The organism is Paenibacillus sp. PsM32 (genome assembly GCF_030433815.1).
GTDB lineage: Bacteria > Bacillota > Bacilli > Paenibacillales > Paenibacillaceae > Saccharibacillus > Saccharibacillus kyungheensis.
The window spans coordinates 691705-715047 of the sequence record NZ_JARUWY010000001.1; the positions used below are offsets into that span (position 1 = coordinate 691705).

Below are 23343 nucleotides of genomic sequence, written 5' to 3' on the forward strand. Positions count from 1 at the left end.
TAACTATATTGATTATATGACTGGATTCATAGTTTGAATGTACTAATATATTTTCAATAAAGATTATATAGAAAAAGAATGTATAGAATCGGATAAACATAATAAATATTGTTGATGTAAACAGACTCTACTATAGGCGTAACGAACAGGACATAGTGAACTCACTTTAGATTAAATAGGAGGATTTATATGAATATTGTTGTGTGTGGTGGTACAGGTTTAGTAGGTAGTCATTTGGTTCCATTTTGGCTCCAAGAAAATCATGATCTGACTGTAGTGACTCGTAAGCTTCCAGATACATCAAAATCTAATCCAGCAGTAAACTATATCACCTGGAACGATATGGAACAAAATCCTACTCAATTAGAAGGGGCAGACGTGATCGTTAATCTTTCAGGAGAAACGCTAAATCAAAGATGGACAACCAAAACCAAACTTGAATTAGTAGAATCAAGAATGAGAACGGTTAATATCGTTTCCAAAGCGATCGAAGCATTAAAGAAAAAGCCTGAAGTCGTTGTTCAAGCAAGTGCTATGGCAATCTACGGTACTTCAGATACGGAAACATTTGACGAAAATAGCCCTAAAAGAACGATGAATTTTCCTTCTAGCCTTGCAGAACAATGGGAAGCAGTAGCGGATAGTATCAAAGGTGTCCGTCTAATCAAGCTGAGAGTTAGTATTGTACTCGACAAACATAAAGGTGCATACCCGATGATGAGACTCCCTTATATCCTTATGGCTGGGGGTAAATTAGGATCAGGAAAGCAGTGGAACTCATGGATTCATATTGATGATATGGTGAGATTGATCGACTTTTGTGTTAAAAATAAAGCGATTGAAGGCCCGATCAATGCGTCTTCTCCTAATCCTGTACGTTATGCTGATCTGGGCAAAACGATTGCTAAAGTCACGCATCGTCCACACTGGTTCCATGTTCCAAGTATTGCGCTCAAACCAACATTAGGCGAAATGTCAGATATTTTACTAGATGGACAACGTGTTATCCCGAAAAAAGCAATGGACCATGGATTTACGTTTCTTTTCCCTGAGATATATGGAGCTTTAGAACATATCGAAAAAACGCAATAATTAGAGATATTTAGAGATATGATGTAATATGGTATCTTCTAATCATCAACCCGATAATCATATATGTAAAATAATAGACTGTTTGCTTATACTTATTATTTGTACAGGTTGGAAAAAAGAATAAAGGCGATTTCTTTAATATACTCTAAAGAAATCGCCTTTTTGCTGTAGTGTCTTACGTCTTTGTTGTAGCGTCTTACTGCCTGACTCTTTTGCTATAGTATCTTAATTATTTAGCTTTTATCATTTATTAATCACAATGATAGTACATAGCTTTAAAATTATATCAACCTAATCGCAACGTATACACTGCTTGCGCAATAGTAAAAGTATCACCTTCATGTAAAAGATACTCTTTGTACGGTACAATTGGTTCTCCTTTAAGAATTGTTCCATTACGTGAACTTAAATCTTTGATCGTAATTTGTTGGTCACTAATTTCCAATTCTACATGATTACGTGAAGTGCCAGTCGATTTTTCTAAATAATGAACACCTTCCGCAGCTCTACCAATAATAAAGCTTCCTCGTGTTAAGCGGATAGGCTCCATCTGCATCGTTCCATTTTCTCTACGTTCTAAATATCCTGTAAAGGGTTGAACTCCTGAATGATTATAAGCCTGATCATTAGAAGCATCTTGTCCTAACAATACAGTTGCCATATGAGGAGAAAGCATTTCTGTACTATGATGAGATGATTGTTGTGAATAATTGTCTTCATGATAATTAGGTATAGATGAAGCCTGTGCTGAACGACCAAACTCTATAGGTGAACCTGTAGTAGAATAGGAGCCTGACTGTTGTTCATTTCTATTCATCATCGCATTTTGACTACGAATCGATGATTGTTCTGATGTATCAGAACCAAAAATAGCAGCAATATTCTCATCCCGCCAACGCATCGGATCAGGTGCTGGTGTGGAAGGTATCGTTGCTGAAGCTAACCCTCCTCCGCCTGCTAACACAGGATCTGCTTGCCAGCGCCAACTTTCGTTTCCATCTTCCTCTTCTGACTTCTTATTACGAACAAAAGAAGGCATTTGAAGCCCATTTTTTAGTGGTGATTTACCTTTTAATATCATATAAATAACTAAACTGATCGCTACAGTCAAAGCTGTACAGCCATACAACATAAAATCATTGCTGTGCGAAAGGTAGCCAAATTTCCAGATCATAGCTGTTACTAAAGCTCCTCCTGCTAGCAAATAGGTTCGATGAGCTGAAGGCATCGGTTGTACTTCCTGATCTGGTGTCGGTTGTGTTGGTGTAGCTGAACTTTGACCTTTAGACATTTTGGTTGGCTTATGATTGTGCTGGCTTGGCAAAGAAGGCGCTGATACTTCTGATAGATCTGTTCTTTTTTTCTTATTCTGCATATGTTGTAAAATAGGATTGGTTGCAGGTTGAGCTGGAATATTTACTTCTTGTTGGTATCTAGCGTTAGCAGATAACGATTCTTGTGATGGTATAGCATTTGAAAATGACGGAACTTGCTTATTTCGTAATTCTGCCGGATCAATCCATTTTGAAGTAGAAGATTGAGTAGGTTGTGGTGTAAGATCTATCATTTGCTGTGGATTGCCAAGTAATTCAAGCAGTAACATTTTGATGCCTTTGATCGTAAAATCTTCTGCATGACAGTAACGCAAAATGCGCTGAATCTGATTACCGCTTAATTCAGCTACAGAAGTCATCCACCTGGAAGCCAATTGACTCAAAATCATTTGTACAGGTTCTTCATTTAATGTCTCCATAACCGGAATATATGTAAAATGTAATGTGCCCGCTTGTAGTGAACCTTCTACAAAAATATATTCTTCATCCAGTACATAATTGGTCATCGACAACATATGCTGACTACTTTCTTCGAGAGTAGAAACCACTTGTAATAATAGACCTAGATACTCTGCAATGCCCATCATTTCGCCTTGCATACAATGTTTAAGCATTCGTTTGCCTGTAATGTCATAACGTAGTACAGCTTGTAGATCGACTTCTTGTAAATGAAGTTGTAACACTCCGCGAATACGAGAAGCTAGCATCATTCCTGTCTGTGCTTTACTCAGATCACTATTTTGAAAACCTTGCTCACGACCTACAATCATATATGTTTTGCCATCTTGTACAAAATCCTGTGTTAATTTTTGCATGATCATACATGCCCCCTTACTTTCTTTGCCTAATATTAATGTGTATACGACATACTCAAATGACAGCATGTAAATGATTGTTCACTTATGCTGTGTAAGCAGATTTAGTTTTATGTGATAAAAAAATAACAAAAAGCGACTCCTGGTAATACGGCGGTCATAAAAGGGAATGTTAAAAATTGTTGGTGTTCAGCTTCTGTTGAGCGAATCGATTGTTTCCATAACACAGAACCTGCAAGCTTCCAGAATACTCTACGCATACGTACAATCGTTTCACGTCTCCACAGCATAATAAAGAGACCAATGATGCCTGCGAAAATAATAGAATATATCATTACCTGTGCAGTCATTCCCATCCCAAACCATACACCGATCCCACCAAACAATTTCACATCACCTGCGCCTACAGCCTTCATCCAATGAAGAATAAGCATGATACCGAATCCCAATAGAAACCCTTTACCAGCAAAAGCTAGACCATCCCAACCAGACATTACCGCATGATATAGTAATCCACTGACTATAAATAAAATATTCAGTATATTAGGAATTTTGCGCTCTTTGATATCTGTCCAAAATGCCCATAATATAAAAACTCCACCGCCGATAAATATCGTTTCCATTGCTATTCTGTATCCCCTTTTAATATCCAAATAAATATTATAGTTTGATTATGAAGCTGCACTACCAATAACAGGTCGACCATCGTACTCTGCCACTTGGAATACACCTCTAACTTCTTTTCCATCTGCTGTAGTGATTGTGTAGTTCGCCCATCCCGGTGTTGCATTAGAAGGGATTTTCCATGTCCAATTCACATTGCCTTCTGCATCTACTGTCGCCTGACCCAATCCCTGTGCAGTACTGTTTCCACTTTTATATTGAATATTAAGATGAACCGTTGTACCGGGTGGTGCTTTGGCTACAATTGAAATATTTGATTCTGGATGAGCAGGTGAAGGAACCGACACTACAGATACGCCTGTATCTTTAGTGGCTTCTGCGGCTGCATCTTCACCAAATTCTCCAGTATCTCCAATCCACAATCGTTCGGTTGCTCTTGCTTGCAATACAATCGGTTTGAAGATCAAAGGAATTTTGAACGGTAATTCGTAACGGATCTCAATTCCAAAATACGGATGCGTTTTGGCTGTAAGATCAGGTACGGTGACTTGAGTGACATGAATACGTTCATAATCCAATTTATTTTCTGCTGATAGCTTCTGCATCAATGGTTTGATCATTGTATCGAGTGCAGGTGCAGATAACTGATTTTTCATTTCTTGTAACTTGATATCTCCACTACTTGCCGCTTCCATCATCCATGTATTTAGCGGAGCAGGGACAGAATCTTGATATTTGGATGCCAGTTCTGTAAATGTTAATTTGGGTAATCGCATGGATTCAGCTGGCAGAATTTTTTTGGCAACCAAATTGTCTGCGGCTAATTGAACAGGATACATATGAGTAGCGACATATCTGGCTGTATCAGAAGTTACATTTTGCATCGCTGTATATACCAACGTCATTTGCACTAAATAGACTAGAAAAATAGAAATAAACAAAAAAATCGGTAATACCATAGCGGCTTCTAATACGATACTGCCTCGTTCTCCATTTTTAAAAAAAGTACATTTTGCACGACGATTTGGAGGAGGATTTTTGAGTTCATATACATTATTAGAAGGTGAAGATTGGGAATGATAGGTATGATCAGATCGATCATTTGTACTTTTGGAAGAGTAGGTAGCAACAAATCGGGATGCAGTGTTAAACACACCGATTTGCTGAATCCTATTTTTGCTTTTAATAGGAGTAATCTGCTTGTTTATCTGCATAATACACACCCTGTTCTATAGAACTATTCACGCTGGTTGAGTTCACCATTTTGATTACACCTGGTAAAAACCAAATAGGCATCGCTGTTCGTATATGAGCAGACGCATACGTATTTCGTTCTGCTGGATTGATATCTGTTAAAAAGCGAATTAACGCCAACATACGAGACATTTTTTTCTCATTACTAGGTTGCAACAAAAACAAACGCATATAATCTCGATATTCAAATTCTATCGGGAAATACGCCGATAACTTCGTTTTACCTGTATTGAGCAGTTCGATCATGTCTTTGATCGCCATCTCTACTCCATAGGCAACTCCTGCTGCAAGAACAGCTAGTGGATGCCCTAGATTTGCATTTTTAACAAGTCCTTCAGCAGTACGAATCGCAAGTCTCATTCCAAAAATTTCGCTATATGCCGCAGCAATATTAGCAGAAGGATCGTTAATACCGTAAATAATGTATTCAATCTGCTGATTACGTACTCCAGCCTCTTCAAGCGCATCTGTAATTGAGCCTTCTGATAACGTATCTAATAACCCTTGAAGCTGAATAATATCGAACGTATTAAAATACTGAATCGCATATTCATTTTGGAAAAATTCATTTCTACCTGCTAGAAGAGCATCGGATAAACCACCAAATACAACATCCATCGCACCCATAGCGTTTTTGCTTTCTTTATAAGGATCATTATCCATAGTAGAGTCAGAGGTAGCTCCTCCATCTGCACCGTTAAAAGCGATACTTTCTTTGTAATATCCATCTACTTCATCGAATTCTTTAGCTAATAACCTTGCAGCAGCAGCTGCCCCTACGATTTGAGCCAACATTTTTTTAGCTTTTTTCAATTCTTCTTTTGCTTTCGCTTCTGAAGCTGCTTTTGTTTCTGTTCCTGATCTTGCTGCTTTGAGATCATGCTCGATCACACCCATGATTCCGTTAGGCGCTTTGCCTGTATAATTATCAATATATTTTTGTAAAAGCTTAGCGGTACGAATGGTACTGCTTTTTAACGAGTTAGCATCGCCAGTTGTTTTGGTAAGTTGAGCTGTAGCTTCTGTAATTAAGTTGCTAATAGCATACGTAGCTGTCGTGTAATCATCTTTTTGTGTTTTGATCGAACTTTCCATTTTGCCCAGTAGATCATCCGATAAAACAAGTTGTTCTAGATTTTTGCGAAGTTCTGCTAATTTAGCTTCTGATTCTGCATCTCCGGCATTCGATCCACCCGGTATATTTGTATTTCGTACTCGTTCATATGCTTCATTTTGTGTACGTGTTTTGGCTTCTTCAATAATGCGAGCAATTTCTTGATTATATTGTTTGATTTTAACCATAATTTCGTTGGCTTCTTTGTACGTATTTTCGTGAGTATTAATTAGATCTTTGTAATCTCGTGACAAATTAGATAGAAATGTTTTAGATTTACTTTTGTAAGCAGAAATTTTGGCTGTATTGATCGGACTTTTATCTTTTTTCTTACGCTTTTTATCTTCTGCTATCAAAGCTGTATAATTATTGAACTGAGCTGCAATATCGGCGACTGACGTAATCGCTCCTACATTTTTGTTAGCGATAGAATTTTTGACAGGATTCATAATTTTAGTTGTTAATTCTTGAACTTCACCTGCCGTTTTTTTCTGTAAAGCTATTAATTTATCTATTTCTTGTTCACGCTTATCATAAGGCTCGCGTACATCTTCTAGGACATTAACCGTTTGACTTGCTTCTTTTAGTACACCGGACATGCCTTTAAATTTATCTACAATTTCTATGGTGAAATCTATAGGCGCTTTATATTTCATTTCTTCTTGAATCTGGTGATTAAAAACATCATAACTTCCTAAAGGTCGACTTAATTGAATCGAAGTGTTAGCTGCTTTCATTGGAATTAATTTAAAACTATCTGTATTCTCGGTATAATTAAAATTCTCATTTAACGCCGTATCTAACAGTTGTGTAGGATCAGATTCTCCCGCAGCAAATAATCCATATTGTTGTTGGAGATCGGTATCAAACGCAGACATTGCTGAACGAACAGCCGCATGTGCTAATCGCTCGGATTGTACTTCCATCGCTGCTATACGCGAGTAATCGATAAAAACTGCTGTAAATAAAAAAACACCTGCAAGTACAACAATCATAAAAATAGAGACAGCGCCTTGTGTATCTGCTAACTTGCGTAGTAATAACTTTTTCCAATATGTGATTTTTAGTCTTACTTGTGATTTACGTGCTTTTCTCAAAATGATTCACACTCCTGCTTCAACTACCTGCTGCTGTAGAAAACCATTGCAGTACGGTTCCAGCACGTCCCATGTTCATAGCCGTACCATATTTCCCCGTAAATTTGGCTCCGTAATAACGCATTAATTCAATCGTACGAATAAATTCTACTGGTTCCACAACAACTGAACTTGCGCTAACTTCACTTCGTAGTGGTTGACCCAATTCACGTTCTAATGCCCCTAATGAAATAGGTTCACTTAAAGTTGTATTTACATTTCGCATCATCAAATGGTTGTTATACGTTGTATTCCCAGTCATTTTGCCCGGTATCCATGAAGCAGCCGCTGATAATTTAGTTGCTGGCAATGATCCACTACCTCCACCTGGAATAGCAACATTTGCTGTATTGGTAGCTCCTGCCCATCCAAAGAGTGCACTGATCATACTATCATCTGTAATGCGCCAGTACAGACCATCATCTTGACCTTGCGGAAAAGCACCTGTATTGATATCTTTATGACTGTTATCCCATGTATACGCAGCACGCTCTGAAGTTTTGGATGCTGCTTGTTTGAGCATTGTATTTTGATATTGGTACATACACATAAACAGAATCAACAACGTTGTGAACAGGATAATAGGAAAAACGATGGAAGCTTCAAGTGTGAAGCTCCCTTTAGTATTTTTCCAAAAACGTTGGATGTTCACTTTTTTATTTAAATCCTTCACTTTTAGTTTTAACAGTTTCAAGTAATCCATTAACAATATCTGTGATTTGCTTTTTGAATGCTAAAGCAATAATCAAAATAACTGCTACGATAAGTACCATTTCTAATGTCCCAATACCTTCTTCATTACTCCAAAAGTTTTGAACTGCACCCCATGAACCTTTAATTAAATTTGTCATTATATTTTCCTCCTACATATTCATCATCATAAATGCTGGCGTACCGACAAGAACCATAACTACTACAAAAATCAAAACCATAGGAAATACCATTTTAGAAGAAGCTTGTTCTCCTCGTACACGACTTACAGCTTTACGCTTATCCCACAACGTACGTGAAAGATCGCGTAATGCTAATCCAAACTCTCCACCACCCCGACGGAAATTAAGCAGTACTGTTGTTGTAAACACCGAAACTTCCTGAACTCCACATCGTTTACTGAATGACTCTAATCCTTGCTGAAAAGAGTAGCCATTCTCCATTTCACGTACCATACGATATAATTCTTTGTACAATGGATGATCTGCGTCTTCACCTTGTTTACGTTGTACACAACGTACAATCGCTTTTTGGACTGTTTCGCCTGCACCTACAAGAAGTACAATTTTATTCAAAAATTCAGGCAATTCCAGTAAAATATCTTGTTCACGTTCATGAACTTTTTTTTGCAGATCGCGGAATAATCCAACAGGAAGCATTACCGCTAGCCCTACTCCCATAACTAACCATGTCATACTACCGCCCGAGATCGCCGCCATCACAAGTCCACCTGTTAGTAATAACCAGATATATCCCGCCATCTCTGCAATATAAAGCAAGGTCATTTCACCGCTACGATGTACCCCAAAACCTTTTTGAATCGAGCTTTGAATTCGGTAAAATACCCCTGAAAATCGTGATACAAAGCGAATTTTTTCGAGCAATACCAACATAGCTGGTAAAAGTGGTCTTAGCTTAATCACTTCTAATGGTAGCTTGGCAAGCTCTTTATGTAACGTACTGGCACTTTGATTCAGTACGACCCATCCGATCACTAATGCTGTCGCCAACAACCCTTCCAACCATATCAAAAGCAGTTTGTTCACCTCCCTTCCAGCTTATTGTGACACTGGTTTACACTTTGATATTCATAAACTTCCGAATTAACCAGTAACAGAACCCCAATGCCGCCAAACAAATCGTAGAAATCACAATACCAATCGGATTACCATACAATGGCTTCATAAAATCGGCTGCTGTTACATTTAAAAAGATCAGAAAGAAAAAGGGAGTCGCTACAAGCGCATTGGATTCAAATTTTTTCTGCGAAATCATAACAGATATCTCTTGCTGAATATCTAACTTTTCACCGATGGTTGCAGACGTTTTACGTACTACTTCTACCAGATCACCACCAGTACGCTTACACGTCACAAATACATCTGCAAAATTCGTAATATCTTCATTCATCGCTCGATCGCTAAAATCTTGTAATGCTTCTTCTATGGGTTGCCCATACTCCAAGCGTGTAGTAATAATATTCAGTTCTCGAATCATATCGTTATCACCATCTGGATATAACATCCGTAAGTCCTGCGCTGCCTCGCGAAATCCATTTTCCACTGAACGTCCTACAGCTAGTGAAGATGACAATGAATATAACGCTTGTTTGAAATGGGAGCTCAAAGCAGCACGTTTGCGTTCTAGTAAATGTTTGCGAAGTAACTTCGGCATAAACCATGCTCCTATCGCCAATACACTAGCAATAATCCATTGATGGTAAAATAAATAGCCGATCATCATAAACAAAACTGCGCACAATACAATACAGCTTATTCGCTGTAAAGCAGATAAATGATACACCGTATAATCAGCTAACTCTGCGCGCGGCTGTTCAGAACGTGCAAGTGGTGGAAGTGGCGACGAAGATGGATTAGGTACAACAGGATTGACTTGTGCTACAGGTGTAGCTGGTTGCCTTTTTCCTGCTTGATTAGCTTTGAACATATTGTTCTCCTTTCTTCATATGTCTTTACGTAAATGCTGAGTGAATACGTTACACTCTGCTATGTTCCGCAGTAGGTGTATACATCGAAGCTAATTTACGCCATTCTTCGATTCCAGCTGCTCGTAATTTATCTGTATGAATCAATAGATTGCCTGTAGGTACAAGATCGCCGATAATTCGACCTTCTTTTTCGCCAGACTCTTGAAATACGAACAAAGGATTCAAAACTACTTCACCATCTACCATTCCTCGTACTTCGGAAATTTCTACAATACGACGTGAACGATCACGCAAGCGAGCCAAATGAACAAAAATATCAATCGCTGAACTAATCTGCTTACGTACGACTTGCATCGGTAGATCTGCTCCGCTAAGCACCATCGTTTCTAGACGACTGATCATGTCTACAGCGCTGTTAGCATGACCTGTAGATAATGAACCATCATGGCCTGTATTCATCGCTTGTAGCATATCCAGCGCTTCTGAGCCCCTAACCTCACCGACTACAATCCGATTGGGACGCATACGTAGAGAAGAACGAATCAGATCACGTATTGAAATTTCACCTTTTCCTTCAGTATTGGAATTACGTGTCTCCATAGAGACCAGATTAGGAATCGTTTTGATCTGTAATTCCGCCGAATCTTCAATTGTGATTACACGTTCATCCTCAGGAATGTATTGAGAAAGAGCGTTAAGAAAAGTAGTTTTTCCAGAACCCGTACCACCACTGATAAAGATATTAAACTTACTTTGTACAAGCGTCTGTAGCAAGTTAGACGCAACAGGAGCAATTGCGCCCATACGAACCAGATCACTCATCGTCATCGGTTGCTCTGGAAATTTACGAATCGTCATCGTAGGACCTTTAAGCGCAACAGGTGGAAGTACAATATTGACACGTGATCCATCTTTGAGTCTTGCATCAACAATCGGAGAAGATTCATTGACCACCCGGTTAACACCCGATACAATCGTCTGAATGATATCTTCTAATCGATCTCTAGATTCAAAGACTGTAGCATTACGCATCACTTGTCCATTACGTTCAATAAAAATATCGGTATGGCTATTGATCATAATCTCGGTCACACTTTTATCATCTACAAGCGGTTGTAAAATATCTAATCCACGAAATGAGTCAAATACTTGCCGTACTAACCGTCTTTTCTCACCAGCTGTTAAGTTAGGATAACGTTGTTGATCTAATACTTTCTGCTCGATACGTTGCATCAGTTCATCATCATCGATAGTAAATGTTACATCTAATCCAGATCGTACTTCATCCCGTAATGTTATAAATAAGTCTTCGTTCACATTTCCACCCCATTAGTACTGCGAAGATCATATGTACCGGACTGGCATAATTTCAGAATATCTCGTTGAAAAATAGGAGAGCACCATAACAATTCGCTATTCGTCACTTGCTTCCAAGAAGGAACATATGCCAGTGTACCTTCTAATTGCATATCTTCTACCGGCAATACATTCACAATACTGCCGTTAAATTTGTTCATAATAAACGACGTTTTGGCTCGCAATTCCTGATACAAGCTTGCATAATGATTTTCCCAATAAGACATCCAGATCGCTGTTTTGTTCATACAAGGTAGATCATCCGTTAATAGCCATAACACTCGATCACTTTCTTGTAATGCCACCTGTATCCGGTCATGCCAGCTAGATTCTCCATCAATAACGATATGATCGTATTCACCGCTATTTACAAGATAACGAATTAACATTTGCGTTTCTTCTTTTGTCATTCGCAATAATTCATTTAAATTCTCAGGCGGTTCAAAGGTATCAGCTTTCATTTCTTCGGCATACACTGCGTATGAAGAAGGAAGATGAGTAGGCATTTCTTTTTTTTCAGCGAATGCTTGGAGATCATACAATAAGCGTGATAGTCCATTACCTTGTTCTCGTTGCTGATCCCAATGAAGTAACCATGTGCTACTTGCTGATTCTAGATTCAGATAAAATACATGATGCCCGCTCATACTAAGTTGCTTGACCATATTAATTGCAGTGATCGATTTGCCACTACCTGGAACAGCAGAATGTACCATCGTCACAACAGTACGATTATCACGCCGTATTACATCTGTGCTTGCAGGCTTGGTCATTGCACATAATTGTTCTAGCAAACTTTGTAAAGGTTGATATTTCGCAATTGAAGGACCTTCAAGAGTTTTTTCTCCGTATTCATTTAGACAGACCCACCGATGTTTCTGAATATTTTCACTATCTAACCAGCTTTTAAGAAAAGAATCTTCTGCCGCTACCAACCCTGAATGTTCCCCACTATTCATATAGGTGCGAAATGTAGCTATATTCGAAAATGCTCTGATTCTTACTTTAGATCCATATTCACTGTCTCTTACATAGCGCAGTAACAATTCAATATACTGGCTATCTTCAACGCCCAGAACAATTTGTACTGGAGCCATAGACGTTCCCCCTCAAAAATGCAATAAAAAAAGCACCGTTTAAATACCACACAATATACATTGTGCGATGCTTAAACGGTGCTTCCGTTGCATGTGTTATCCAATTAACGATAGAATATCATACATCTTATAGGTCTGCAATACTATTTTACTAAAAAATTCAAAAAAATATTGAATAATATGAATATATAGTCTCACTTTTAGTTAGTATCTTTATGATTTAGTAAAGTATATATACCTATACAGTAGTCTAAATAACTATTTTATAGGTATAATAGATATTTACCATTTGTATAGTACAAGTTTTTAATATAGAGATATTACATTATAGTTACATCTGTTGCATTTAATTAAGATAAGGTTAAATGGATACAGAGTAATCAACTCAGTCTATGCCAATCAGGAGAGGTGGAAAATTTATGTTTCAACGCCCTATTAACACTAAGCCATGGGCAGCTTTGCTTTTGACAGGAGCAATCTGTATGGCTTCACCTTCATTTATGTATGCAGCGGATACCGTTATGCCATTAACGAATCCTTCGTGGACTTCAACGTCCCTGTTCACCGATAAGATGGATAATGCTATCGCGACTCGTGCAACCGATGTACACGCGCTTCCATCTAAAAATCTGGTGTATGTACATACGCAGCAAGATATCCCTAATACAACCGGTCAGACGAAAAATAACTGGTATCTAGATACAGTCAAGGCTTTCGATATCAAAACGGGGAAACTGAAATGGCAATACACTCTACATGAATCTGCGGGGCCTTACACATTAAATACAGATATGATCTATTCAAGTTATGGAACAGTGTATGTGTATGCCGCATATTCTGATGGAACGTACAAACTTCACTCGATCAATTCAACAGGTAAACTCAATTGGGTCAAAACATTAACAGAAGCAAGCAGTATTACAATGCTCAAAGATAGTTCTTTATTAGTCTCTTCTCAAGGAACTGTAAATACAAAAGGTGTTGTCAAATCAACAATCAGTCGTTACGATTCTATGGGGACATTACTGAATACAAAAAATATTCAAGGTACTGTGCTCAAAGCAGAAGGCGATCGTATTATTGTGACTGCTAGTAACTTGCTCAAAAATCAAAATGGTTGGGAAGCTGTTCCTAATCCGAAGATCGATGTATACGGTTTAGCATTAACCAAACTATATTCTTATCAGTTCCCTGCGAATATCAATATTTATGGAGATGGCAGTGACTCGATGTTTGTTCTAAAAGACAGCACCGTCTTAATTCGGACGAATATCGATCGTACCAAAAATAAAATGTTTGCATTCAATGCCAAAGGTAAATTGATGTGGGGACGCAATATTCCAGGTGGTTCACTCACTCAATCTACTGGCACTGGATACGTGGTTTATGATAAGCAAATGATGAAATTATATAACACGTCTTCTAGCAAAGTGATCGCTTCTCGTGAATTGGAAGGTGAACCTTCTGCTGATTATACATGGGTACAAAAAACAAATGATGGCAATCTAGCTGTTAATTTGGATGATCGTACGTATATTTTATATCCAACAAATCTTTCAACTGTGCATGTATTCAAAAATAATGCGTTAAGTGCACCGAATGATTATGTGAACCATACTATTTATTCAGTAGATGAAGATATGCTTGCCAAAATGATATTAAAATAATATTCTCTAGCTTTTGATCTTTAAAATAGTATTCAAAAAGCACCTCTATCCCATAAGGACAAAGGTGCTTTTTAATATATATCTTTTTAGTATACATATAGATTAATCTATAAATCGTCCACGAATCTCTGGACTAGGTAACATGCATTGATCTGATTTGCCAAACCAACGGTAACGGTTTTGAGCTACATAATTATAGACGGCATCACGGAATGGTTTGGGCACAAGCATTAATGCAAACATCATCGGCCACGGAAAACGTAATTTGCGAGCAATACGCAGTGCTCCTGTAGAACGAGTATAATACTTACCATTTTCGATCAATACAAAAGTATCCATCGTATCGGTGCGGATTCCACCGCGTTTGAGCAATTCTTGTCCTATCTCTGATTGAATCGAAGCAAAATGGAATGTTCCTTTAGGATCACGAGCAATAATGATTTTGGTTAAGCCCTGACAAAAGTGACACACTCCATCTACTAGCACAATAGAATGATCCCCATGAATTAATTGTTGTACTTCTGTTGATGTTTTATCTGTTGGATCACCTGGTTTGGATACTGGTGCTTGACTGGTTGCAGGTACATTAGCAGTTACCATTATAGTATTCCTCCTTATAAATTCATAACAGAATATAGAAAAAAGACGCAAGGGTACAAAACCCCCGCGTCTTCAATTTAATGAAAACTATTTACATATTAAGAAAGTGCTTTATCAATCAATTGACGATCTTGAATCTGTTGATTGATTTCGCCTGCAAATGCATCCATACATTTACAAATAAAATCTTTACGGCATACTGGGCAAGGTGTTGTTAACAAACGATTGATGTTTGTCATTTTCCACTCTGGGAAACGATTGTAAAACACACGGCATTGTGTTCCATCAGCAAGTGTCAAAACAAATTCGTACAAACCATCTTTTTCATTGATACCAGCTTTTTGTAATTCCGTAATATTCGGTCTATATGCCATTAATGATCACCCATTATCCTTTAAATTTCGGTCTAAAACAATAGAAATTCACCTATGTCATCTTAAAGAATTTTGCTTTGCCTGTCAACTCATTTTGATTGCGGGGGAGCAACAATATCGTCAAAAAGGCAATCATAGCAATAGATTTGATCATTTTACTTGTACAAATTTATTTTAAAAATACTCTGTTATCTACACTTACCCTTCTCTATCATTTTTAATCTTTTGATTCTAAGATAATGATCATTTTCAACCTAAATTGTATAGATACAGTAAAAAAAGAACCTGAAAATATTCAGGTTCTTTCATCTATTGTGCTTATTTAAAACAAATACAATCGAAATTAGACGATATTCAATTGTACATCAATATTTCCGCGAATTGCTTTGGAGTAAGGACAGAATTCATGTGCTTTTTTAGCAATGTCTGTCGCTTCTTCTTTTGATAGTCCAGGAATATTAATATCCATACGTACGGATAATTTGAATCCACCATCTATATCTTTATCAAGCATAACGTTATTTACAATTGTAGTATCTTTTACATCCACTTTAGCTTGGCGTGCTACGTTTGCTAGTGCACTTTGATAACAAGCACCGTATCCTGCTGCAAATAATTCTTCCGGATTCGTACCTGTACCTCCGCCGCCACCTAATTCTTTAGGCATAACCAAGTCTACATCGAGTCCACCTGTAGTTGATTCCACTTTACCTTGACGTCCACCGTGGACTGTTACTTTTGCTGTATATACTGCCATTTCTTTTCAGCTCCTTGTAATAGGCTATTTTAGACCAACACTATATTTGTAAAGCATTTCTAGCAAAATGAAACGTAAGACACACAATGAACTCTATTTTTTGAAATTAAATTGTATCATGTTATAATAGGTTACCAAACAAAAAAGGTGGTGGAGTATTAGTATGAGTGTCTATGATTACGCTGTTGATAATATTCGTGGAGAAAAAGTACCGTTAGAGAATTACAAAGGCAAACCTATGTTAATCGTCAATACAGCGAGTAAGTGCGGATTCACTCCTCAATTTGCCGGTCTTCAAGACTTATATGATGAGTTTAAAGATCATGATTTCGAAATTTTAGGATTTCCAAGTAATCAATTTGGTCAACAAGATCCTGGTTCTAACGAAGAAATTTCCGAATTTTGTCAGTTGAATTATGGAGTTACTTTTCCTATGTTTGAAAAGCTAGAAGTCAAAGGTTCTTCTGCACATCCACTTTTTCAATATTTAAGCAAAGAAGCTCCCGGGATACTAGGCTCCAAAGCGATTAAATGGAATTTTACCAAATTCTTAATTGATCGTAATGGTAAACCTGTCAAACGATATTCACCTCAAACGACTCCAGACAAAATACAAGCAGATATCCTTGAATTGTTAAAAAATGATACGGATTCTTCATCTACACTATCATAATTTTTTATAACATCCTAAAATTTCATACAAAAAAGCCTTTTAAACCTAGAGACATATAAATATCTCTTACTGTTTAAAAGGCTTTTTGTGTTGAGGAATATGTAACTTTGTATTCGATAAAGCTTATAATGCGGTCGAGAGGACTCGAACCTCCACGGGTATACACCCACTACCCCCTCAAGGTAGCGTGTCTGCCATTCCACCACGACCGCGTACATATCACGTTCTTATAGCGAACCTCCATATTATACTATCCTGAACGTCACTTGTAAACCTTCTTATACTTCCCATACTTAATAAGCAATAAAATGAACACTGTCTACTACGCTTTGTTAACTATAGTACAAATTACTTCATATAAAAAGCCCGTCAATGAACGACGGACTTTGGAATACCTTATATTATTGATCTTGCTTTTTATTTTTGCGATACACTGTGAATTCAATATATTCTTTGATAAAACCTTTTTCCTGTTCTGACAGTATTTCATCTTGGCAATTCAATTGCCCCATTAGTTCAAAAAAATAAGGATCAGTCTGCTCTTTAATTAATTCAGGAAGACGTTCTTGCCCTGTAAGCAACCAATCCAGACTTGTGTTAAAGTAAGCGGCAATTTCTATAAGCTTATGTGTACCGGGTGTCGATTTGCCTCTTTTCCAATCACCAAAATTACCTGTACTGATTTTTAATTGTTCACAAAATGATTTTTTAGTAATCCCTTTATTCTTAATCAATATTTCGATTCGATCATAGATAGATTGCATATTGTACCTCCACTCCCGACGTTATTATCTTTAGATACTCAATTAAGTTATTTTTATTGATTAACAACTTAAAAAAGTATATACTTACTTTAGCGACATTTTTTTACTACTTTCCCTAAATAATTATATCATAGGTTGTTCAATAATGAATTTGAAGCTCTTTATTTACAACCTAAGCATACATCATTTTATGTTAAATTAAGGGGTGATTTCTATTGAATCGTAAGCAGCCCGTTACCCCCTTCGGTTGGGCAATCAAGCAACGTCTAGCAGAATTACAGATGGATCAGAAGACATTTTGCACGCGTTACGGGATTCCTCCTTCCCGCTTATCCAATCTTATTAACGGGACACGCAAAGCAACCAGATATCGTAAACAAGTCGCTGACCTGCTTGATATTCATGATTACTGTAACCACTGATATGCGTACATAGGTCACCTATAGCTCTTGCACTATACAGCAGATCAAGATTGATTCGCATCATATTTATGTATTCAAAGCTCTACTGCGAATATGACGAATAGAAATGAATCACTCGTTATATTCTACCAAAAATAAGCACTCTATTCTATCCTATATTTATAACATTAGAAAAAAAGTCCATGCTATAACAGCTAGGACTTTTTTTACTTTATATGCGGTCGAGAGGACTCGAACCTCCACGGGTATACACCCACTACCCCCTCAAGGTAGCGTGTCTGCCATTCCACCACGACCGCTCAATAATATAACTGAGGACTATTGTTTACAAAAATGGTGAGCCATGAAGGGCTCGAACCTTCGACACCCTGATTAAAAGTCAGGTGCTCTACCGACTGAGCTAATGGCTCTCAATGTAGATAAATGGTGACCCGTAGGGGACTCGAACCCCTGTTACCTCCGTGAAAGGGAGGTGTCTTAACCACTTGACCAACGGGCCATGCTTTTAACAACAGACATGAGTATAACAAGAATCGATATAGATAGCAAGCATTTCATAGTGAAATTATTTTACTTATCATTTACAGAAATGTACTTGTTAAACGACTTAATATTACTTATAATTACTTATATATACTTAATCAAAAGGAGTATTCTTATGTATCAAGAGGAACGAATGCTTCATATTTTGGATTATCTGAAGAATCATCAACGGATTAATATTGAAGATATTTGCCGATTGTTCGATGTATCCAGAGATACCGCTCGGCGTGATCTTGTACGTATGGAAGAGCAAAATTCGATTATTCGTACACGTGGCGGTGCACTGCTTCCTTCTTCCGAAATGATTATCCCCAGTTACCAAGATCGACTAAATACGGTTTCTTCTGAAAAGAAAAGTATCGGTAAAGTCGCTGCTTCACTGATTAGTGATCGTGATCGGGTTATTCTTGATTCTTCGACAACTGTACAAGCTTGTGCTGAATTTCTAGATGCTACCGGTTGTACAATTATTACTAATTCTATCAATCAAGCAGATATTTTATCTGAAAAAGAAGATATTACGATTCATCTCTTAGGCGGACAACTACATACTCAGCATCGTTATGTGTATGGTTCAGCAGCGATTGAACGACTTTCGCATTATTTTGTTCAGCGTGCTTTTATTGGTATTGGTGGCATTTCGGCTAAAGGGCTTACTTCGGTATCTGATGAAGAAGGCATGATTAAGCATAAAATGATGCAACAAGCAGATATCGTTATTGTTTTAGCAGATCAATCCAAATTCGGCAGAGAACTTTTTTATAAGTTTGCAGATTTGTCTGAAATTGATCTTATTATTACAGATCGTGCTCCTACACCAGAAATGGCGGAGTTATTAAAAAAATATGAAATTGAAGTGCATATTGCCAATCAACCTATTTTAAAGGAGATAAGTCTATGACTGTTAAATTAATTGCTATCGATTTGGATGGAACGTTATTAAGCGCCCATACTCATGTAAGTGAAACAAATATTCAAGCGATTCGTACTGCGCAACAAGAAGGGATTTTAGTTACTATTGCTACAGGGCGCGAACATGGTAACGTACGTGAAATCCTGCAAGCATCTGGTCTTCAAACTCCTGTTATTTCTTCAAACGGTTCTGTTATTCATGATGAACAAAAAAAACAACTATTTGCTTTGCCATTGGATCGTCAAGCAGCTAATGAAGTATTGCAATGGTTAGAAAGCAATGAATACTATTATCAGGTGCATAGCGACCGCGGCATTTATACAGTAAACAATAGTCATCAATTATTAGCGATGGAAGTAGATCGCCTGCTGAGTACCGATCCTGATCCAAGCTTGCTCAAGATGCTAGAAGCGATGCAGTTCCACCATGAAAATGCAGGATTTTTACGAATCTCTTCCTTTACTGAAATTCCAGATCAAGCGGATTTGTATAACGTTATGGCATTGTCTTTAGATTCAGAGAAGTTACAAATAGGACGAGACAAATTCTCTAATCGCGATGATATGACGATGGTGATCTCAGGTAGTCATAATTTTGAAATGGAACATAAACAAGCTTCTAAAGGATTTGCTCTGCAACGTCTTGCTGAACATTTCAATATTGCGATTGAAGATACAATGGCTATCGGTGATAACTACAATGATGTATCAATGCTTCAAATCGCAGGCAAAGGTGTAGCGATGGGCAACGCCGATCTAGAAGTCCAATCCTATGCTGATGAAGTTACCAAAAACAATGAAGAAGATGGCGTAGCTCATGCGATTTATAAAGCAATGGGTATGACGATCCCTTCTGTTTAAGCATTTCTATTTTCAATTGTATTGTTGCAATTAGTTACTATAATTCAAGCGAAAGTGAACTCTGAAGATATTCAGGTTCGCTTTTTTTGTTTATTTAAAATAAATACTAAGACAAAAGTTTCACTAAATATTCGACAATACTAGATATATCAGCTTATATTTGACCTTCTTTATACATATTAGCAATAATAAAATAAAACATTAAAATTACATAATCCCATATTTAGTAATAAGTGTTTTGACAATAGGTTCTTTGTTCCTATATGATTTTTTTTGGTAATAAAAACAATTAAGGGGGAAGTTATGAAAAAGAGAATTTTTAGTCAATTAAGTTTATTTTTATCAGTTTTGTTTGTAGCCGTATCCGTACTTACAGCTTTGCCAACAGCAACACAAGCAGCTACACCACCAGTAACATGGAAAAATGGTTCTTTAACTACGCTTTTATCAGGAAATGCAGGGGATACTGAAATTGCCACAGTAGGGAAAACTTCTGGAAAGTGGTATTGGGAAACTACAGTAAATTGGGAAGATTGGACCACTAATTTTACTTACTCTATGATAGGTATATCTACCAATGATAGAAAACAAACTTTCAACTATTATGGAGCTAATGGTAATATTTTAAAAAACTATGGAAGTACACCCTATACTAATACTCCTTATGGAGTAGCTTATAAACAAGGAGACGTCATTTCTGTGGCATTAGATATGGACAACAATACTATCACCTGGTATAAAAATGGCGAATCTCAAAAAACTCTTAGTTATTTGCCAACTGAAATAAGCACTCCTATTTATGCAGAAGTAATGACAGCAACTAGCTCTGGAAATCGTAGATTAATAGCTAATTTTGGTGCAACTCCTTTCAAATATGCAAATATAATTCCAGCTGGTTACTTAGCTTATGATCAAAGTAATGCTATCGTTGTTGGTGCATCTACTTTGAAAGCTACTGCTGGCGATGCTAAAGTTGATCTCACTTGGTCAGAAGCAAATAATGCAACTAGCTATAATGTAAAACGTGCTACAACTACAGGTGGCCCTTATACGAATGTAGCGACTAATGTAACAGGTAACACATATTACACGGATACAACTGCTGTTAATGGCACCCCTTACTTCTATGTAGTCACAGGCGTAAACGGTACTACTGAAGGTGCTGTGTCTAATGAAGTAACGGCTACACCGATCGCAGCGGTGAAACCGAATGAGCAAGCAACACTTGATGTTACGATCGACAAAGAAAAAGTCAAAGTTGGCGAAGGTTTTATCGCTGATTTGTCTTTGAAAAAAGCAACAAATATTTATGCAGAAGATTTTGTTGTGAACTATGATGCTACATTAATGGAATACTTGGGCGCTACTGAAGTTCCGGGTTATAAAGTATATAATGAAACAAACGATAAAAAAGGAACGCTTCGCTTTATCGTAGCTAGCCAAGGTAAAAACTATGGTATTTCCGCAGATACTGTATTTTTGAAATTGAAATTTAAAGCTATTGCTGTCGGAACAGGTAAAGTTGATTCACTATCTGGTCGTATCGCAGATACGGATAACGAATATGATATCGCTCCTGCTAACGCTTTAGAAGATACAATTTTAATTGAAAAGCCAGCTTTTTTGGACGTGAATAGATCTGGTTCTTATACGCTTCTAGATCTATCTATTGATGCATTCTACTTCGGTCAAAATGCAGCAGACACGGATAAAACATTGCATGATGCTGATCAGACTGAAGATGATCAAGTTGGTGACGATGATCTAGTATATATTGTTGGTCAAATGTTGACTAACCCTGATTACACACCTAACAAATAATTCGATTTTAGATGAATAGGCATGAGACACTTTCTATCATAGAAAGAATCTCATGCCTATTTTTTCTACTTCTACTTCTACTTCTACTTCTACTTCTACTTCTACTTCTACTTCTACTTCTACAAATATTATGGTCTATTTTTAAATATAAAAAAGGACCAGCAATTGCTGATCCTTTTGTTGTATGTACCTATGATCTTACTTATTCTACTCATTCTTATATGGCGGAGAGAGAGGGATTCGAACCCTCGCACCGCTAACGCAGTCTAACCCCTTAGCAGAGGGTCCCCTTATAGCCACTTGGGTATCTCTCCATATGGCTCCCCGAACAGGACTCGAACCTGTGACAACTCGATTAACAGTCGAGTGCTCTACCAACTGAGCTATCAGGGAATATCTACAAAGAATAATATAGGTAGTACAAGAAATAATTTACCATGATTCCTGAGGCAAGTCAAGCTGTTCCAAAGTTAATTTACCGCTGCATTTGCCACAACGATATTTGTCTGGATTCATTTTTCGTTTGCGTAAATATTGAGTCTGACATGCAGTACATAATAGTTTGTAACGGTACAATTCTTTGCGTTTTTGTTGTTCTATCGCAGGTGGAGCCTGACAATATCGGCTTCCTCCTACACGTTTGAGCCAGTATTTGAATTCCGCATCACGGTGCCGATAACCCATTCCATGAATATGTAAATGATAATGACACAATTCGTGTTTGATAATCCGTTCTACTTCTTCTATACCAAATGCTTCTAGTTGATGCGGATTGATCTCTATATGATGACTTCGCAAAAAGTAACGTCCACCTGTCGTACGTAATCTAGCATTGAATACAGCACGATGACGAAAAGGCCATTCGAAATGCTCCAGCGACAGTTGTTCCACCCACGTTTGTAATTCTTCGTTAGTCATGGACAATATGGCTCTCCTTTGTATCTGTTTTCCTGTATTTTAATCTCTTCTCTTGAATTTTAACTTTATTGTAAGCTACACTTCAAGTATAAATTATATAACCTATTCGATATCTAAAGGAGAATCTAATGATGACTGCTACAAACATGCGTTATGTGCTATTGCAACAAAATTCACAGCTTTTTTATATAGAAATGCCTGCTGATTATGCTTATCAATTAAGCGCCCTTAACCTTAGATTACATAAAGAAATCAGTAAATTAACAGCCGCAGACATTCCTTCTCTGCCTCGTGCTATTGCAGAATGCAATGATTTAGAACTGTTAGATGAGCATGCTTCGATTACAGGCGGACTGGATTATATTAATAAATTAGAACGTTCTTTTGCAGTGCTCAAAGAAAATCATTATCCTTTGATCTCCTTATTGACCGAAATTAGAGCTTTGCAAGCGCAGTTGGAACAATGGTATGAAGAATACGAAGAGACTCAAATGTAATACTTCTTTTCACTTAGTTATTTTTCTATCGTAAAATTCTATTTCTCAAACAT

Annotated in this window: 23 protein-coding genes and 6 tRNA genes; 8 read left to right on the forward strand and 21 right to left on the reverse strand. The window is 37.3% G+C overall.

What is annotated here, in order from left to right; genetic code table 11:
- Window positions 1-189 precede the first annotated feature (189 nt).
- The gene (locus QCD85_RS03245) at window positions 190-1092 is read left to right on the forward strand and encodes a TIGR01777 family oxidoreductase (protein WP_301261618.1); all 903 of its coding nucleotides are present in this window, start codon (window positions 190-192) and stop codon (window positions 1090-1092) included.
- Between the two features lie 286 nt (window positions 1093-1378).
- On the opposite strand, the gene QCD85_RS03250 is transcribed toward QCD85_RS03245, so the two are convergent.
- From QCD85_RS03250 to QCD85_RS03295, 10 genes are all read right to left on the reverse strand, one after another.
- Window positions 1379-3241, reverse strand: a complete 1863-nt coding sequence (locus QCD85_RS03250) for a DUF6382 domain-containing protein (RefSeq protein ID WP_301261619.1) — start codon at window positions 3239-3241, stop codon at window positions 1379-1381.
- Window positions 3242-3351: 110 nt separating this feature from the next.
- Complete coding sequence (locus QCD85_RS03255; protein WP_273615318.1) at window positions 3352-3864, reverse strand: A24 family peptidase; 513 nt, start codon at window positions 3862-3864, stop codon at window positions 3352-3354.
- A 48-nt stretch (window positions 3865-3912) separates the two neighbouring features.
- Window positions 3913-5079, reverse strand: a complete 1167-nt coding sequence (locus QCD85_RS03260; RefSeq protein WP_301261620.1) for a TadE/TadG family type IV pilus assembly protein — start codon at window positions 5077-5079, stop codon at window positions 3913-3915.
- Entirely contained in the window at window positions 5048-7330 is a 2283-nt protein-coding gene (locus QCD85_RS03265) for a TadE/TadG family type IV pilus assembly protein (RefSeq protein WP_301261621.1), read from the reverse strand. Before QCD85_RS03265 ends, QCD85_RS03260 begins: the two co-directional genes overlap by 32 nt.
- A gap of 19 nt (window positions 7331-7349) precedes the next feature.
- Window positions 7350-8021, reverse strand: a complete 672-nt coding sequence (locus tag QCD85_RS03270; RefSeq protein ID WP_273615315.1) for a TadE/TadG family type IV pilus assembly protein — start codon at window positions 8019-8021, stop codon at window positions 7350-7352.
- A 4-nt stretch (window positions 8022-8025) separates the two neighbouring features.
- Window positions 8026-8220, reverse strand: coding sequence for a Flp1 family type IVb pilin (locus tag QCD85_RS03275; protein ID WP_301261622.1), 195 nt, complete (start codon window positions 8218-8220; stop codon window positions 8026-8028).
- Between the two features lie 12 nt (window positions 8221-8232).
- Window positions 8233-9111: a type II secretion system F family protein gene (locus QCD85_RS03280; protein ID WP_301261623.1), complete on the reverse strand. Its 879-nt coding sequence runs from the start codon at window positions 9109-9111 to the stop codon at window positions 8233-8235.
- Window positions 9112-9154: 43 nt separating this feature from the next.
- The gene (locus QCD85_RS03285; RefSeq protein WP_301261624.1) at window positions 9155-10027 is read right to left on the reverse strand and encodes a type II secretion system F family protein; all 873 of its coding nucleotides are present in this window, start codon (window positions 10025-10027) and stop codon (window positions 9155-9157) included.
- Between the two features lie 49 nt (window positions 10028-10076).
- Entirely contained in the window at window positions 10077-11345 is a 1269-nt protein-coding gene (locus QCD85_RS03290; protein ID WP_273615311.1) for a CpaF family protein, read from the reverse strand.
- A complete protein-coding gene (locus tag QCD85_RS03295; RefSeq protein WP_274170634.1) occupies window positions 11342-12481 on the reverse strand; it encodes a hypothetical protein in 1140 nt (379 codons plus the stop codon). The genes QCD85_RS03290 and QCD85_RS03295 overlap by 4 nt, the downstream gene beginning before the upstream one ends.
- 419 nt (window positions 12482-12900) lie before the next feature.
- Here QCD85_RS03295 and QCD85_RS03300 point away from each other — a divergent pair, with 419 nt between their 5' ends.
- Entirely contained in the window at window positions 12901-14148 is a 1248-nt protein-coding gene (locus tag QCD85_RS03300; RefSeq protein WP_301261625.1) for an outer membrane protein assembly factor BamB family protein, read from the forward strand.
- A gap of 102 nt (window positions 14149-14250) precedes the next feature.
- On the opposite strand, the gene QCD85_RS03305 is transcribed toward QCD85_RS03300, so the two are convergent.
- The 3 genes from QCD85_RS03305 to QCD85_RS03315 form a co-directional block, all read right to left on the reverse strand.
- Window positions 14251-14748 (reverse strand): thiol-disulfide oxidoreductase DCC family protein, encoded by a 498-nt coding sequence (locus tag QCD85_RS03305; RefSeq protein ID WP_273615308.1) that lies wholly within the window; start codon window positions 14746-14748, stop codon window positions 14251-14253.
- Between the two features lie 98 nt (window positions 14749-14846).
- The gene (locus tag QCD85_RS03310; RefSeq protein WP_273615307.1) at window positions 14847-15122 is read right to left on the reverse strand and encodes a hypothetical protein; all 276 of its coding nucleotides are present in this window, start codon (window positions 15120-15122) and stop codon (window positions 14847-14849) included.
- A gap of 343 nt (window positions 15123-15465) precedes the next feature.
- Window positions 15466-15879, reverse strand: a complete 414-nt coding sequence (locus QCD85_RS03315; RefSeq protein ID WP_301261626.1) for an organic hydroperoxide resistance protein — start codon at window positions 15877-15879, stop codon at window positions 15466-15468.
- 163 nt (window positions 15880-16042) lie between these two features.
- Between QCD85_RS03315 and QCD85_RS03320 the strand changes: the two genes are divergently transcribed.
- Window positions 16043-16552, forward strand: a complete 510-nt coding sequence (locus QCD85_RS03320; protein ID WP_301261627.1) for a glutathione peroxidase — start codon at window positions 16043-16045, stop codon at window positions 16550-16552.
- A gap of 129 nt (window positions 16553-16681) precedes the next feature.
- On the opposite strand, the gene QCD85_RS03325 is transcribed toward QCD85_RS03320, so the two are convergent.
- Together QCD85_RS03325 and QCD85_RS03330 are read right to left on the reverse strand one after the other, a co-directional pair.
- A tRNA-Leu gene (locus QCD85_RS03325) sits at window positions 16682-16764 on the reverse strand.
- 189 nt (window positions 16765-16953) lie between these two features.
- A complete protein-coding gene (locus QCD85_RS03330; protein ID WP_204825209.1) occupies window positions 16954-17316 on the reverse strand; it encodes a helix-turn-helix domain-containing protein in 363 nt (120 codons plus the stop codon).
- Window positions 17317-17531: 215 nt separating this feature from the next.
- On the opposite strand from QCD85_RS03330, the gene QCD85_RS03335 reads away from it, so the two are divergent.
- Window positions 17532-17738 (forward strand): helix-turn-helix domain-containing protein, encoded by a 207-nt coding sequence (locus QCD85_RS03335; RefSeq protein WP_273615305.1) that lies wholly within the window; start codon window positions 17532-17534, stop codon window positions 17736-17738.
- Window positions 17739-17954: 216 nt separating this feature from the next.
- On the opposite strand, the gene QCD85_RS03340 is transcribed toward QCD85_RS03335, so the two are convergent.
- From QCD85_RS03340 to QCD85_RS03350, 3 genes are all read right to left on the reverse strand, one after another.
- Window positions 17955-18037: transfer RNA gene (locus QCD85_RS03340), tRNA-Leu, on the reverse strand.
- Window positions 18038-18072: 35 nt separating this feature from the next.
- Window positions 18073-18148 (reverse strand) — tRNA-Lys (locus tag QCD85_RS03345).
- Between the two features lie 14 nt (window positions 18149-18162).
- Window positions 18163-18237: transfer RNA gene (locus QCD85_RS03350), tRNA-Glu, on the reverse strand.
- Between the two features lie 159 nt (window positions 18238-18396).
- Here QCD85_RS03350 and QCD85_RS03355 point away from each other — a divergent pair.
- From QCD85_RS03355 to QCD85_RS03365, 3 genes are all read left to right on the forward strand, one after another.
- The gene (locus tag QCD85_RS03355) at window positions 18397-19182 is read left to right on the forward strand and encodes a DeoR/GlpR family DNA-binding transcription regulator (protein WP_274170636.1); all 786 of its coding nucleotides are present in this window, start codon (window positions 18397-18399) and stop codon (window positions 19180-19182) included.
- Entirely contained in the window at window positions 19179-20054 is an 876-nt protein-coding gene (locus tag QCD85_RS03360; RefSeq protein WP_273615303.1) for a Cof-type HAD-IIB family hydrolase, read from the forward strand. Before QCD85_RS03355 ends, QCD85_RS03360 begins: the two co-directional genes overlap by 4 nt.
- Window positions 20055-20357: 303 nt before the next feature.
- A complete protein-coding gene (locus QCD85_RS03365) occupies window positions 20358-21875 on the forward strand; it encodes a cohesin domain-containing protein (protein ID WP_301261628.1) in 1518 nt (505 codons plus the stop codon).
- Window positions 21876-22097: 222 nt separating this feature from the next.
- Here the strand turns inward: QCD85_RS03365 and QCD85_RS03370 are convergent.
- The 3 genes from QCD85_RS03370 to QCD85_RS03380 all read right to left on the reverse strand — a co-directional run bounded on the left by QCD85_RS03370 (window position 22098) and on the right by QCD85_RS03380 (window position 22793).
- Window positions 22098-22189: transfer RNA gene (locus tag QCD85_RS03370), tRNA-Ser, on the reverse strand.
- 3 nt (window positions 22190-22192) lie between these two features.
- A tRNA-Asn gene (locus QCD85_RS03375) sits at window positions 22193-22268 on the reverse strand.
- 39 nt (window positions 22269-22307) lie between these two features.
- Window positions 22308-22793 (reverse strand): SprT family protein, encoded by a 486-nt coding sequence (locus QCD85_RS03380; protein WP_273593461.1) that lies wholly within the window; start codon window positions 22791-22793, stop codon window positions 22308-22310.
- 131 nt (window positions 22794-22924) lie between these two features.
- Between QCD85_RS03380 and QCD85_RS03385 the strand changes: the two genes are divergently transcribed.
- On the forward strand, window positions 22925-23290 hold the full coding sequence (locus QCD85_RS03385) for a hydrolase/acyltransferase (RefSeq protein ID WP_301261629.1): 366 nt from the start codon (window positions 22925-22927) through the stop codon (window positions 23288-23290).
- The last annotated feature ends 53 nt before the right edge of the window (window positions 23291-23343 follow it).

Excerpts from the sequence above, each read along its gene's own strand:
- QCD85_RS03245 (WP_301261618.1), top strand. The coding sequence starts at position 190 with ATGAATATTGTTGTGTGTGGTGGTACAGGTTTAGTAGGTAGTCATTTG.
- QCD85_RS03250 (WP_301261619.1), bottom strand. The coding sequence starts at position 3,241 with ATGCAAAAATTAACACAGGATTTTGTACAAGATGGCAAAACATATATG.
- QCD85_RS03255 (WP_273615318.1), bottom strand. The coding sequence starts at position 3,864 with ATGGAAACGATATTTATCGGCGGTGGAGTTTTTATATTATGGGCATTT.
- QCD85_RS03260 (WP_301261620.1), bottom strand. The coding sequence starts at position 5,079 with ATGCAGATAAACAAGCAGATTACTCCTATTAAAAGCAAAAATAGGATT.
- QCD85_RS03275 (WP_301261622.1), bottom strand. The coding sequence starts at position 8,220 with ATGACAAATTTAATTAAAGGTTCATGGGGTGCAGTTCAAAACTTTTGG.
- QCD85_RS03285 (WP_301261624.1), bottom strand. The coding sequence starts at position 10,027 with ATGTTCAAAGCTAATCAAGCAGGAAAAAGGCAACCAGCTACACCTGTA.
- QCD85_RS03295 (WP_274170634.1), bottom strand. The coding sequence starts at position 12,481 with ATGGCTCCAGTACAAATTGTTCTGGGCGTTGAAGATAGCCAGTATATT.
- QCD85_RS03300 (WP_301261625.1), top strand. The coding sequence starts at position 12,901 with ATGTTTCAACGCCCTATTAACACTAAGCCATGGGCAGCTTTGCTTTTG.
- QCD85_RS03305 (WP_273615308.1), bottom strand. The coding sequence starts at position 14,748 with ATGGTAACTGCTAATGTACCTGCAACCAGTCAAGCACCAGTATCCAAA.
- QCD85_RS03310 (WP_273615307.1), bottom strand. The coding sequence starts at position 15,122 with ATGGCATATAGACCGAATATTACGGAATTACAAAAAGCTGGTATCAAT.
- QCD85_RS03315 (WP_301261626.1), bottom strand. The coding sequence starts at position 15,879 with ATGGCAGTATATACAGCAAAAGTAACAGTCCACGGTGGACGTCAAGGT.
- QCD85_RS03320 (WP_301261627.1), top strand. The coding sequence starts at position 16,043 with ATGAGTGTCTATGATTACGCTGTTGATAATATTCGTGGAGAAAAAGTA.
- QCD85_RS03330 (WP_204825209.1), bottom strand. The coding sequence starts at position 17,316 with ATGCAATCTATCTATGATCGAATCGAAATATTGATTAAGAATAAAGGG.
- QCD85_RS03355 (WP_274170636.1), top strand. The coding sequence starts at position 18,397 with ATGTATCAAGAGGAACGAATGCTTCATATTTTGGATTATCTGAAGAAT.
- QCD85_RS03360 (WP_273615303.1), top strand. The coding sequence starts at position 19,179 with ATGACTGTTAAATTAATTGCTATCGATTTGGATGGAACGTTATTAAGC.
- QCD85_RS03365 (WP_301261628.1), top strand. The coding sequence starts at position 20,358 with ATGAAAAAGAGAATTTTTAGTCAATTAAGTTTATTTTTATCAGTTTTG.
- QCD85_RS03380 (WP_273593461.1), bottom strand. The coding sequence starts at position 22,793 with ATGACTAACGAAGAATTACAAACGTGGGTGGAACAACTGTCGCTGGAG.
- QCD85_RS03385 (WP_301261629.1), top strand. The coding sequence starts at position 22,925 with ATGACTGCTACAAACATGCGTTATGTGCTATTGCAACAAAATTCACAG.